The following is a 12,951-nucleotide window of genomic DNA, read 5'->3' as shown; positions in this document are numbered from 1 at the left end:
TCAACAGAGCGTTTCTGTCACCTTATGTAATATAAAAAGCAAGATTATGCCTTTCTGGGATAAGTTTTTAAAACGCTTGCTGGGCGAATCGAAAGCAGATGAGGGCTTTGAGCTTCCCGAAAAGAGAGAAGCCTTGGTGCACGAAGTACTCCGGCGCAGCCCCTCTTTCAAACAAGAATACTTTCAGTGGGTAAATGAAGGCAAGTTTGCAGAGCCTTTGCGTCGTGTGTATGAGGCTTACTGGCTCAAACGGCAAAACGTAGCCATGTCGTGGGAAATCCACCTCTTGCAAATGCCCTATGCCAATGGTTTTGCCCTGACATTTCCCGCACATGAACTGGGGCAAAAAGATTTCATTTTTTTGTTTGAGTATCTCAAAGACAGGGTATTGAGTCTAAACTACCGCTTGGCTGATGCCAGTTACAAAATGTATGACCGCGGCGAATACGTGGAAACCATTGAGCAGTACCATCTCAAGCCCCGGGTAAATTGGGGTGAAAGTGACAGCGTCTATCAACAAGAGTTTGGCAACGTTACCTTAGAGCTTATTAAAATGGATGATTTGCCCGCCTATTGCAAAGTGGTAGCCAGCATTTACTCCGGCAGGCAGTACAGCCAAGCCCGGCATTTCGATGAGTTCATCGAGTTACTGCTGCAATGAGGCATAGCCCAAATGCTGTTCTATCAGCGCAATCCATAGGTGAATCACTTTGATGTGCACCTCCTGGATGCGGTCAGCATAGCCCCCATGGGGCACGATTAAAGCAATATCGGCCATCTGTGCCAGTTGCCCGCCATCTTTTCCGGTCAAGGCAATCACACTTATGTTTTTTTTTCGGGCTGCTTCTGCTGCTTTCAACACATTTGCCGACTTACCGCTGGTCGAGATGGCCACCAACACATCGCCGGGCTGCCCCAATGCTTCTACTGCACGTGCAAAAACATATTCAAAACCGTAGTCATTGCCTACGCAGGTCAAGTGAGCCGCATCGCCCAGCAAAACAGCAGGCAAGGCGGGGCGGTCTTGGCGGTAGCGCCCTGTGAGCTCTTCCACAAAATGCAGGGCATCGCAATAAGACCCCCCATTGCCACAAGCCAATACTTTCCGCTGTTGGCGCATAGCTTGTGCCATCAGCTCTGCTGCAGCGGCAATAGCCTGTATGTTGGCTGCCTCGCTCATAAAGCGCTGAAGCACCCGGGCTGCCGTATTCAACTCTTGTATTATCAATTGTTCGATTGGTGAAGCCATGCCAATAAACGCTTTTGCTGTTCTTGTGAAAGATTGCTTTTCAACTGCAAGAAATATTCTTTGAACGAAATTACGGGGTCAGCCTCCAGCTCTATTTCTTTAAGATACGCTTGGCGCGATACGGTCAAGCGGGCCACCGTCTGAACACCTATGAGGCGCTGCACCTGCTCTATAGTTTCGGCACGTTTGCCGTTCACGGCAATCAGCTCATCATTGAGGCGCAACTGCTGCGAAGCGTTCGAGTCGGGCACAATGGCACTGACCAACAAACGTCCTTCTTTTTCCTGCAGCTGAAAGTTGAACAATTCCGTTCCTTTATTCAAATAGTTGGTAATAAAACTGATACCTACCTCTTCCATCAAAGGCTCCAGATATTTTTCAAGTGGGGTGATACCTTCTATGCAATCGGCAAAAAAGGAATGCAAGGGATTGCCTGCCACCTCTGCCACTATGTTTTTAAAATCCCGCAAGGAATAGCCTTTCTTAAACGGTTTTCCAAACCGGTGCCACATCTTACGCATCACATCATCCAACGAGGCTTTGCCGTTGCTGTGCTTACGAATCAGAAAATCGAGAATGAGTGCCACCAAAGCCCCCTTGGCATAAATAGACACCTTGCGGCCGGGGGTCACTTCGGTATATCCGTCGAGCCACAAGTCCACGGAAGCCTCCACCAGCGAGCGGTGATGACGCCCGTAATTTTCAAAATGACGTTTGATGTATTTGTTCAGCTCACGCAAGTACTGATTGTATTTCCACACGCCCGAACGTATCAAAAACAAATCGCCGTAATAGCTCGTGATGCCCTCTACCACAAACCCCGTGGGGAAATAGCACTCCCGTGTCAGGTCATATGGAAAAAGTTCTTTGGGACGAACCCGGCACACGTTCCACACATGGAACAACTCATGCGAGCAAACGCCCAGCAGCTCGTCATACATTTCGTTTGTATCCATGGCTTCGGAAGGTCCCAATACCACCACCGTGCTTTCGGTATGCTCTACACCATGATAAAACCGGTAAGGCACCACTTGTATCAAAAAGTGATATTCTTCAAAAGGGAACTCCCCCATCATATCGAGCTGCGCCTTGGTGAAGCCTTCAAAGTCGCGCAGCAACTCGTGCCAGTCGGGTGTCCAGTTGCCTTGTATCCACACATAAAAAGTATATTGCCCCACCTGATAAAAATTGCGTTTCAGGGTAGCCGAAGCTATCATGGGGCTATCTATCAGGTGGTAATAGTCACGCGCATACAGGGTCTTGTCTTTGCGGGGCAGCGCACATGCTATTTCATAGCCGGTGGGTACGTCAAGGCTTACTTCATAGGGCACATCAAGTGCTTCTTCTGAGAAGAATATGCAATTCACAAAGTTGACATACAGCTGTTCTTCATCGAGCCAACATCCGCCGGCATCGAGCCGGTTGGCATAGAAGTCGTATTGCACGAACACCTCATCCACTGCGGAGGTGTCGATACACCAACCATCTTTAATATATTTTTTCACATTCAGCGGCTTGCCCTTGGCATCGCTTACCCGGAAATCACGCACATACTTGGCGTAGTTGGCAAGTTCGTAGCGTCCCGGGCGCCATACCGGCAAACGCAACAACAAATGCTCGCCGGGTGCCGGTATGCGGGCTTCTATTTGCAAAAACTGCGTGGCAGGCGAGTCATAATGAATGCGGAAGCGGTAAGGCGTTGCGTTTGAAGACGATGACATAAAGCAAAAAATAATTGGTTGGATTCCGTAACTTTGTTTCAGTGCTAAGATAAGAAGTAAAATACAAAAACAGTCAATACGATGGTAGATTTAAGCAGACGCCCAAGGCGTAACCGTAAGAGCGAAGCCGTGCGGGCGCTTACCCAAGAAACTTTTCTTCATAAAGAAGATTTGATTTATCCTTTGTTTTTAATCGAAGGAGAGAACAAACAAGAACCCATCGCTTCCATGCCGGGCATTGCCCGTCTTTCTTTGGATTTGCTGTTAGAAGAAATTGCACACTGCATGGAGCTGGGCATTCGTGCCTTCGCTTTATTTCCTGCCTTGCCCGAGTCGAAAAAAGACCGCTTCGCTACCGAGAGCTACAACGAAGAAGGCATTTACCTGAAAGCCATCCGTGAAATCAAACGCCAGCTGCCGGCTGCTTGCCTCATCAGCGACGTGGCTATGGACCCCTACAGCAGCGACGGACACGACGGCTTGGTGGAAAACGGCAAGATACTCAACGATGAAACCCTCGAGATTCTGGCAAAGATGGCAGTAGCCCAAGCCCGTGCCGGTGTCGATATTGTTGCCCCTTCTGATATGATGGATGGGCGCGTAGGGTATTTGCGTCAAGCCCTCGACGATGAAGGCTTCACCGAGGTATCCATCATGGCATATACAGCCAAATATGCCAGTGCTTTTTATGGTCCTTTTCGCGATGCCCTCGACTCTGCCCCAAAATTTGGCGACAAAAAAACTTATCAGATGAACCCGGCAAATGCCAAAGAAGCGCTTATAGAAGCCGACCTTGACTTTGCCGAAGGCGCCGACTTTCTGATGGTAAAACCTGCCCTGCCCTACCTCGATGTCATCAAACTGCTTGCCGAGCATTACCCTCTGCCTATTGCAGCCTACAACGTAAGCGGCGAGTATGCTATGATAAAAGCCGCCGCCAACCAAGGGTGGCTCGATGGCGAAAAGGTGATGCTCGAGAGTTTGTTGAGCATCAAACGCGCCGGTGCCAAAATTATACTAACCTACTTTGCCAAGGAAGTAGCTGCTTTACTGTAATTCTTTGAGTACATAGCCATAGCGCCACTGCTCTATGGCTGTGTACCATATGGGTTCGTACTCCAGATAGCGCACCAGCACATAGTGTTGGTCGGTAAAGGGGTTGTTTTGCCGTTTAAAAGTGAAGGTAATCTTTGAAAAGCTGTTTTTGTTGGTATATGCCCACTGCTCTATATCCTGCCCCGCACTGATTTGGTGGGGAGGTCCAAAGATGAGGTATATCATCCCTTGGTCTGTCTTCCAGCCTTCTTTATAGTTTGTAAACATCATGTTGGCTTCTTTCAACTGCCGGTAATACAGGCGAATCACCGTGGCAGCTTTTTGGGTATCGCCATTGAACATTTTCAGCCAATAGCGGTCCAATGCAGGCTTCAGCTCCGGTGCTGCCTGTAGCTGTTCCATTTCTTTTGAAGTGGAGACATACACCAGCGGAGCTATGGCTTCTTCCTTGCGGCGGGCTATTTGCGGAAAAGGCTGTTTTTCTACACGCAAGCCAATGCCCCCATAAATATCGTTGGTGTCTTTTTGAATCAAGTACAAACCTTGCTCTTGCCAGCTCAAAAGCGACTCGCCACGGATTTGAAAGGTCGAATCCGGCTGCAGGGTAGGACTTGTTTTTTCGCCCTTCAAGTCCATCGGGGGAGCTGCCTGCGCAAAAGAGTGTTTGAAATAGCGCACCCAGAGGGCTTCCTTGCTGCCTTTCAGCTGAAAAGATTCACCTGTACGCACAAAAGCGCGTATCAGGGGCAAGCCTTTGGCGTCGGCTACAAAAACAGTATCGCGAAAACGCAAACGCCCATATTGTACCGGCACCGAAACGGCAGTTTGCAAGCCCGTTTTTTCATCTTTGACTGCCACAAACAAAGTAGCCGGTGTATCGAAGCGGGGCAGTTGCCACTTCACCACCAAGCCGTCGTCGCGGTAGCCGGCAAACAAATCCGCAAGCTTAAAGTCTTCCACAGCTACTTCGTGCACTACATTCGCAGCTTGTATGAGCTGATAGCGCCCTTTCATAGATGCCAGACGGGCTTGCCCCAAGGTATCGCCGGCAATGCGAATCCAGAGGTAAGCCTCCGGGCGGGCGTTTGCCCCGGCGGTATATATCACCTGCCCTTTCAATTGCAATGCCGGCAACTGCGCCCATAGCGGCGACAGGCTCAGCAGCGGCAAACACAGAACAAGGCAGAATCTTTTTAGCGAAATAAGATAAGGTGGCTTCATGGTTCGTTTTCTGAAATGATTACACATGTTTCGTATGGGAGGGTATCCAGGAAACTGTCCCCAAACACTCTACCACATCGGTAGGCAGGAGGGTACTTAGTGCCTGTTTTTTGGCGGCTTCGCCGGCTGCTGTGGCGTGCCAATAAACACCCAGACAAGCAGCCTCTTTTGGAGAGTAGCCTTGTGCCAGCAGCGCCGTGATGATGCCTGTGAGTACGTCGCCACTTCCACCTTTAGCCAAACCCGCATTGCCTGCCGTATTGAAAAGCAAGTCGCCGGCGGGGCAAGCGATTATGGAATAGGCACGTTTCAGTATCACATACACCTGATGCTGCTGCGCAAAAGCACGCAAACTGTCGAGCAGCTCAAAGTCGTGTTGCCAGCGGTAGCCCAGCAGACGCTCAAACTCTTTGGGGTGCGGTGTAAGGATACTGTGCGCCGGGATGTGCTTTTTCAGCTCGGGGTGGGCAGCAATCAAATTCAGGGCGTCGGCATCCAACACCAATGGACAAGTGGCACGCACCAGCAACTCCTGCAGGGCATGCAGTGTTTCCTCTTGCTGCCCGATACCTGGACCTGCCCCTATGGCACTATAAGGCTTCATCGCCGGAAACGAAGTCAAATAATCGTCTTGCTCATCTATCGAAGTCATGGCTTCGGGCACAGCGGTTTGCAAAGGTACGTAGCCACATGCCGGCGTATGCACGGTAAGCAAGCCTGCCCCCGCACGCAAACAAGCCTTTGCGCTTAAGATGGCAGCGCCTATCTTGCCTTTTGAGCCGCACCAAAGCAAGGCATGTCCATAAGTTCCTTTATGGGCAAAGCGGCTTCTTGGTCTGTATGTTTGTTTTGCCCAGTCTTCTGTCAACAGATATTCATGCGTATCAGCCAAGAGAAGCGGATAATAAGCAGCAGTCAAACCTATATCCACCACTTCCCATGCCCCCAGGTAAGGGGCAAAGTCTTGCAAAACAAAACACAACTTGGGCACTTGAAAAGTAATGGTCAGCTGCGCCCGCACCACGCTGTCGCTTTGCGGCAACTGTTGCGCCAACAAACCGGAAGGCATATCTACTGCCACTATGCGGCGGGCATGGGCATTGAGATGCTGCACCAAAGCCGCAGGCAAACCATCCAAAAGGCGACTCAAGCCCGTCCCGAACAGGGCATCCACCACTACCACATCGCCGGGAATGGCAGGGAAGTCTTCTTCCGAACGAATGGGCATGGCAGTTTGCATACGCTGCCAGCGGGCAAGGTTGGTTTCAAAATCGGGGCTTCCTTTCTCTTTGGTTTTCAAAATCCACACCCGCACACTGTAGCCACGCTGCCGCAACAAGCGGGCAATAGCCAATCCATCACCGCCATTGTTACCCATTCCTGCAAAAACCCATACTTCCCTTTTTCTTTCTGCCTCTCTTTTTTGAAATGCACGTACAAAAGCGAGCGCCGCCTGTTCCATAAGCTGCAATGAAGGCATGCCTTGTGTGTGGATGGTTTCGTAATCCCACTGTCTTATTTGTTCCGTGGAAACTAAAGGCAGTAAATTCATGCTTGCCGTTGTTTATCTATGGAAAGTTAGTTAAATTTTTCGAGTCAAAAAGATTCAATCGTTGTTTTCTTCCGTCGCTTCATGCCTATGCTGCATATCATAATTTTTGATGCTTATGCCCACACCTACACACCACAAGTCTTTTTTATTAGCCTACCGCTCTTCTCCTTACAATGAAGGCAGTTGTTTTCTTGCCGACTTCCATCATGCCAATGGCGACATTTATATTCTATGCGATGCCGAAGCTGCCGGGCAATATGCCCCACAGGTGAGCCGGCAAGTTACCGACTTATTGCAAACGCACATTGAGCAGCATGTGTACAAAGACCCGCAAGAGCTCATAGACGACGCCCGGGCTCTTCTGAATGCTTCGCCCACTGTGGCGCAACTGCCGCTGCCGGTTCAAGAACTCAGTTTGGGCATCGTGATTTGGTCGAACCATCAACTTTTTTGGCACCTGCAAGGCAGTGCCGTTCTGTATCTAAAGAAGGGCAAACATCTGCTAAGCTTTTATGCCGACACCCCTACCCGGCGTTTCTTGCCCGGACCACGCCACATGGCACTCGTAAGCACCTGCCCTCTGCTGCAAGAAGAATTACTGAGGACTCACTTTGTGGAAGCTGCTACTGCTTCACAGGCGCATGCGCGTATCATGCAGGCACTGACGCAAAGCCGCTTTGGGAAAGATGTCGCTGCCTGTTTTATTGACTTTGAAGAAGCCGAACTGGTAGAAAGCCCCCGTAGTGCCAAGCGGGGCATCTTTACGCTGTTCATCATTTTGGCAGTATTGTTTGTGTCGGCATGGATTATCCACTTGGTTTACAGCTATCAACACCAACGAAAAGAAGCAAAAGAAATAGAAGCAAGGCAACGCGCCATGCTGGTGGCAAAAAGGACCGCCGACAGCTTGCGCCTTGTGGACCAACAGCCCGACAGCATCATCATACACAAGGTAAAAGCAGGTGAAACCGCCACAACCATTGCGCAAAAATACAACACCACACTTGACTCGCTGCGTGAATGGAACGACTTCGTTCCCTTAGACAAGCTGTATCCCGGTTTTCGTTTGCGTGTGAAAATAAAAATGCTTTTCACCCTGCCGGAAGCCATGACCTTGGAAGAGGTGCATCAGAAATATTTTAAAAGATGGGAAAAGCATGGCATCACCGTAGAGAGCCTGCGAAAGCTCAACAGCACCGAAAGCGATTCGCTCAAGGGCGTCATCCCGGTAGGCTACAGCTTGATGATTCCCGTATGGAAACCGGCAGACTCTTCGGCTGTTTTGGCTGACAGCAGCCGGCAAGACAGCCTCAGCGGGCAGTAAAAGTTTTACTTCTTGCGCTTGATTACAAAATGAATCAAGCCGGCAAGGGCTTCCTTGTAAGGTGTGTCGGGCAATACATCCAGTCGGCGCAGTGCCTCCTCGTAATAATCATTCATGCGATGCCGGGCATAATCAATGCCGCCCATACGATGCACAAAGTCAATCACTTCTTGCACCTTCTCTTTTTTGTGGCTTTCATTCTTGATGATACGCCGGATACGGGCGCGCTCTTGCCCGGACGCTTTCGACAAAGCGTAGATGAGCGGTAAAGTCATCTTCTTTTCTTTGATGTCTATGCCCAAGGGTTTGCCTACATCCTCTGTTCCATAGTCAAACAAGTCATCTTTCATTTGAAAGGCGATGCCTACGGTTTCGCCCAAGCTATACATTTGCTCGATGGTCGTCTCATCGGGCTTTTCTACCGAGGCGGCTCCTACTGCACAGCAAGAGGCAATCAAGGAGGCTGTTTTTTGGCGTATGATTTCGAAATACACCTCTTCGGTGATGTCCAGCTTACGCGCCTTGGCAATCTGTAGCAACTCGCCTTCACTCATTTCTTTGACGGCCCTCGAGACAATCTCCAGCAGACGGAAGTCTCCGTTTTCGACAGCCAGCAGCAAGCCACGCGACAGCAGGTAGTCGCCCACCAGCACCGCCACTTTATTTTTCCACAAAGCATTGATGGAAAAGAAACCCCGCCGATACAGGGAATCGTCCACCACGTCGTCATGGACAAGCGTGGCGGTATGGAGTAATTCGATAAGAGCCGCCCCCCGGTGCGTGGCATCGGTGATGCCCCCACAAGCGCCCGCTACCAAAAAAACAAACATTGGGCGCACCTGCTTCCCCTTGCGCTTGACCAAGTAGTTGGTAATGCGGTTCAAAAAGAAGTTGGAGCTTTTCATGTAAGCGCCAAAGCGCTCTTCGAAGCGCTTCATCTCCCCGGCAATGGGCGATTGTATGTGCTGAAGTGTTGTGTGCATGAAAGTCAGCTTAAAAATTCTCGATGCTCACAGGGCAAGCTCGGCAAAGTTACAATAAAATCAACTGATTGGGCTCATTGTTGGGTCATAGCCCTGTCTAATACAAGGCGCACCCGTGCTTTGGCACACACCCCCCCAATGGGCGGGTTGTGTTTGGCTACCGACACTTCCACTTTTTCTACCCCCTCGAAATGACGCAAGACCTCATCGGCAATGCGCCGGGCAAGGTGCTCCAAAAGACGGGTGGGCGTGCCCATCACTTCGGCTACCAAACGGTAAAGCTTTTCATAGTTGACTGTATAGCGCAGTTGGTCTTCCACGGCTGCCCGGTGAAAGTCGACCCATACGCGCAAATCCACACTGTATTTGTTGCCTATCTTTTGCTCTTCATCATAAAAGCCGTGGTAGGCAAAAAATTCCATGTTTTCAAGGCTGATTTCTCCCATGCGACTTAGATTTCATCAAAAAAGGAAGCCGGGGGATTTTTTTTATTGTCCTTGCCGGACAAATCGTCTTCGTCAGATAGCGCAGAAGATGTAGTTTCCGTTTCGTCCGGCTTGTCATCGTAAGCCTTCACTTTACTTTCCATACGCTGCTGTTGCTCTTCAATGGTATTTTCCACTTCGCTCAGGCGGGCTGCTATGCGCTCTTTGGCTGTGCTTTTCTTCTCTTCGGCACGCAGTACCTTCTCCTGCATGCTGTTGAGCAGGGTTTTCATTTCCAAAATCAGGTTGTCGCGGTGGTTTTCCAGTGCGCGGTATTCCGCTTCCATTTGCTTGAGTTCGGCCAGTGTTTCCTGCATCAGCTGGCGTGCCCGCTCTTCGGCCCGTCCTACAATACTGCGGGCTTGCGCACGCGCATCGTTCAATATTTTCTCTGCCTGAATCTGTGCTTCTTTTATCTTCAGGTCTGCCGTTTTTTTGGCTTGCTCTATGAGGGTGCTGCCGGTATCTTCGGCTGTTTTGAGGGTTTTAAACAAAGAGTCCTCCACTTCGCGAATACGCTGCAGCTCCTTTTCTGCGTTTTCGAGTTTGAGCTTATAGCGTCGCAGTTCCTCTATCATGTCTTCCCACTCTTGCGACAGCATCAGCAGAAAAGCCTGTACTTCTTCTTTGTCGTAACCGCGGAAATTTTTTTCGAAGGTCTTTTGCCGTATTTCGATGGGTGTGATTTTCATATACTTAGGCATCAAAAGTCAGGATTCATCGAATCCAATCAAAAATAAGCCGAATTTACCAAAAAGCCAAAAGGGGTCATGGGCAGAAGCGTTCAAAAAGCAAGCGGGCATCGTCGCTGCCTGCCTGCATGGCTTTTTGCCAGTCGGCACAGGCTGCTGCCTTGTTTCCGCTTTGATGGTATATCTGTGCCCTCAGCAGCAGCCCTTCCACATGAAAAGGCGCTACGGTCAAAAGACGGTCCAGCCAATACAAGGCAGTGGCAGCATCGCCACCTTCGGCATAGCTCTCTGCCAGACTAAAATAAGGTTCTGCCCATCCGGGACGATACGCAACCGCCCGCCGGAAGGCATCTGCTGCCAGCGAGTCTTTGCCTGTGTAACGGTAAGCCAAGCCCAAGTTGTAATAGGCAGGGCTGTAAGTAGAATCCACTGCTACTGCCCTGCGTGCAAAACGTATGCTTTGACGGGGTTTGCGTCCTTGCAAGGCGAGGGCGGCAAGCGCCGTCCATGCGGCTACCTGCCTTTTGTCTATCTTCAGGCAGTGCAGCAGCTTTTCTTTCGCCTCTGCCTCCCTGTTTTGATAATACAGGCTCACGCCCCATGCATACCACGCCTCTGCCCAAGCGGGACGCCGGGCTACCGCCTGCCGGAAAGCACTATCGGCACGCGCATACTGTCCGGTTCCATAGAATGCCAAGCCATAGTAATAGGCGCAGCTGTCGTCCGTCATTTGTGTGCAGTGCTCCTGCAGATATGCAAAAGCGGCTTCGAACTGCTGTGCCTTTATGAGCGTGTCGAGCGGAGGCGCTGCTTGCGCATGTATATCTTCCTGCCATAAGAACATGCCCAAGCTTATGATAATAAGCGCCCAAGTCTTTTGTTGCATAATCAAGTCAGAAAAAACTTTGATATAAAGACGCAGTCGGAAGGCAAAAAGTTTGGACTTTTCCAAGCCTTGCCGCAAAACATGCTAGCCCGCCTGTAATTGAGTTTTCTTAAATAATCTTAACACTCTTATGTGTCTCCGGTAACAGGAAGGGCGCATACAATTGTGCCAGCTCGCCATGTAGCTGCCGGGGCTCTTGCTTATGCGCTACTTTCCCTTTCACCGGGTCAAAGAAATAGTGTTGCTTCCATGAGTGATGGTGCTGCACCAGCTCCCGGACTGCCTTCACCATATACTCCACCTCTTCTTCGGTATGTGTAGGGTGTAATGAGAAGCGCACCCAGCCCGGTTTTAAGGAATAATCGCCTTGGTCTATACGGTCAGTAATGCGCTTCGACTGTTCTTTATTCACATCCAAGAGGTAATGCCCGTAAGTGCCTGCACAAGAGCAGCCGCCGCGGACTTGTATTCCGAAATAATCATTCAGCATCTTCACTGCCAAAATATGATGCAAATCTTCTATGTAGAACGACACGATGCCCAAGCGATGCCGGTGTTTTTTGGCAAGTATGTGCACACCGTCTATAGCCTCTAAGCCTTCCCACAAAATACCTAACAGTCTCTTTTCACGCTGCCACATATTTTCTACTCCCATTTCTTCCTTCAAACGTATGGCAAGTGCTGCCCGCATGGCTTGCAGGAAGCCGGGGGTGCCTCCATCTTCGCGGACTTCCACATCAGAAAAATAGCGACGTCCACCCCATGGGTTGGTCCACGTTACCGTGCCCCCACCGGGATGATCAGGCACTTCATTGCCATATAACCTTTTATTAAAGACAAGCACGCCGGCACTGCCCGGACCTCCCAAAAACTTATGAGGTGAGAAGAAAATAGCATCTAAATAGCGCCCCCGGGCGTCATCTTCATGCATGTTGATAGTCACATAGGGAGCCGAGCAGGCAAAATCTACAAAGCACCACCCACCGGCTTCATGCATCAAGGCAGCGATATCCATATAGGGCGTAATGATGCCTGTAACGTTCGAACAAGCGGTAATGGCAGCTACCTTCCACTTCCGGTGCTGATGCTGCTCAAGTATCTTTTTAAAGTTCTCTATCGAAACACTGCCATCTTCTGCCGGGGGTACCACCATTACCTCGGCGATGGTTTCGAGCCAAGAAGTATGATTCGAGTGGTGCTCCATGTGGGTAATCAACACCAGCGGTCTGTCTTCTTCGGCAATGCTCAGCTGTTTTTTCCAAGCCTCGTGCAAACGCCATCCCAACAAGCGTTGAAGCTTGTTAACTGCTGCCGTCATACCATTACCTGTCCATATCAGGACGTCATTGGCATTGGCTCCCACGTGTTCTTTTACAATAGCTGCCGCCCTCTCATAAGCCGCAGTCATTTTTGAAGCCGTAAAATTGGTATCAGTGTGCGTATTCGCCACATGAGGATAGACATACTTTTTTAAACGCTCCTCTATAGGTTCATAAATACGACCACTTGCAGTCCAGTCAGCGTACACCAAGGGAATCTCATCATGAACAGGGGTTTTTATCTTTGCATCATGCCCGGCTATCCCTTTGCGAAACTGCATAAAATAATCTCTCATAACCTGTTGACATTTGCGAGTAATAAGTTTTTCTCATGAAGATATAATATTTACAGAATAAAACAAAAAATAAACACACATTACAAACATAATAAAACAAAAAAACACCAAAATACTACTATATGCACGTTTATTGCTTGTAATATCAAAAAAATACACCTCATGTA

At 49.7% G+C, this 12,951-nt stretch carries 12 protein-coding genes; 3 read left to right on the top strand and 9 right to left on the bottom strand.

Annotated features, from left to right (window positions below; translation table 11 throughout):
- The first annotated feature begins 46 nt into the window (after window positions 1–46).
- Window positions 47–661: a hypothetical protein gene (locus K384_RS00885; protein ID WP_038028469.1), complete on the top strand. Its 615-nt coding sequence runs from the start codon at window positions 47–49 to the stop codon at window positions 659–661.
- Here the strand turns inward: K384_RS00885 and lpcA are convergent.
- Together lpcA and K384_RS00875 are read right to left on the bottom strand one after the other, a co-directional pair.
- Window positions 647–1,249 carry a D-sedoheptulose 7-phosphate isomerase gene (lpcA, locus tag K384_RS00880; RefSeq protein ID WP_038028468.1) on the bottom strand — a complete coding sequence of 201 codons (603 nt, stop codon included), beginning with the start codon at window positions 1,247–1,249 and terminating at the stop codon, window positions 647–649. The two genes, K384_RS00885 and lpcA, sit on opposite strands and share 15 nt — an antisense overlap.
- The gene (locus tag K384_RS00875; protein ID WP_051632987.1) at window positions 1,225–2,970 is read right to left on the bottom strand and encodes a M61 family metallopeptidase; all 1,746 of its coding nucleotides are present in this window, start codon (window positions 2,968–2,970) and stop codon (window positions 1,225–1,227) included. The genes lpcA and K384_RS00875 overlap by 25 nt, the downstream gene beginning before the upstream one ends.
- An 81-nt stretch (window positions 2,971–3,051) precedes the next feature.
- On the opposite strand from K384_RS00875, the gene hemB reads away from it, so the two are divergent.
- Complete coding sequence (hemB, locus tag K384_RS00870; protein ID WP_038028465.1) at window positions 3,052–4,026, top strand: porphobilinogen synthase; 975 nt, start codon at window positions 3,052–3,054, stop codon at window positions 4,024–4,026.
- Here the strand turns inward: hemB and K384_RS13170 are convergent.
- Together K384_RS13170 and K384_RS00860 are read right to left on the bottom strand one after the other, a co-directional pair.
- Window positions 4,018–5,247 carry a GWxTD domain-containing protein gene (locus tag K384_RS13170; protein WP_169737593.1) on the bottom strand — a complete coding sequence of 410 codons (1,230 nt, stop codon included), beginning with the start codon at window positions 5,245–5,247 and terminating at the stop codon, window positions 4,018–4,020. The two genes, hemB and K384_RS13170, sit on opposite strands and share 9 nt — an antisense overlap.
- Before the next feature lie 19 nt (window positions 5,248–5,266).
- Window positions 5,267–6,799, bottom strand: coding sequence for an NAD(P)H-hydrate dehydratase (locus K384_RS00860; protein WP_051632985.1), 1,533 nt, complete (start codon window positions 6,797–6,799; stop codon window positions 5,267–5,269).
- A gap of 115 nt (window positions 6,800–6,914) precedes the next feature.
- Here K384_RS00860 and K384_RS00855 point away from each other — a divergent pair, with 115 nt between their 5' ends.
- The gene (locus K384_RS00855; protein WP_038028464.1) at window positions 6,915–8,123 is read left to right on the top strand and encodes a LysM peptidoglycan-binding domain-containing protein; all 1,209 of its coding nucleotides are present in this window, start codon (window positions 6,915–6,917) and stop codon (window positions 8,121–8,123) included.
- Window positions 8,124–8,128: 5 nt separating this feature from the next.
- Here K384_RS00855 and K384_RS00850 read toward each other — a convergent pair whose 3' ends face one another.
- From K384_RS00850 to K384_RS00830, 5 genes are all read right to left on the bottom strand, one after another.
- Entirely contained in the window at window positions 8,129–9,106 is a 978-nt protein-coding gene (locus K384_RS00850) for a polyprenyl synthetase family protein (RefSeq protein ID WP_038028462.1), read from the bottom strand.
- 74 nt (window positions 9,107–9,180) lie between these two features.
- On the bottom strand, window positions 9,181–9,552 hold the full coding sequence (folB, locus tag K384_RS00845; protein ID WP_038028460.1) for a dihydroneopterin aldolase: 372 nt from the start codon (window positions 9,550–9,552) through the stop codon (window positions 9,181–9,183).
- Between the two features lie 5 nt (window positions 9,553–9,557).
- A complete protein-coding gene (locus tag K384_RS00840; RefSeq protein WP_038028459.1) occupies window positions 9,558–10,283 on the bottom strand; it encodes a DivIVA domain-containing protein in 726 nt (241 codons plus the stop codon).
- A gap of 76 nt (window positions 10,284–10,359) precedes the next feature.
- Entirely contained in the window at window positions 10,360–11,169 is an 810-nt protein-coding gene (locus K384_RS00835) for a tetratricopeptide repeat protein (RefSeq protein WP_157629993.1), read from the bottom strand.
- A gap of 109 nt (window positions 11,170–11,278) precedes the next feature.
- Window positions 11,279–12,784, bottom strand: coding sequence for an aminotransferase class V-fold PLP-dependent enzyme (locus K384_RS00830; RefSeq protein ID WP_051632984.1), 1,506 nt, complete (start codon window positions 12,782–12,784; stop codon window positions 11,279–11,281).
- Window positions 12,785–12,951: the final 167 nt, after the last annotated feature.

This window comes from Thermonema rossianum DSM 10300 (assembly GCF_000426825.1).
Lineage (GTDB): Bacteria > Bacteroidota > Bacteroidia > Cytophagales > Thermonemataceae > Thermonema > Thermonema rossianum.
Note: the sequence above shows the minus strand (reverse complement) of the source record. Positions and strands in the feature narration are given on the sequence as shown.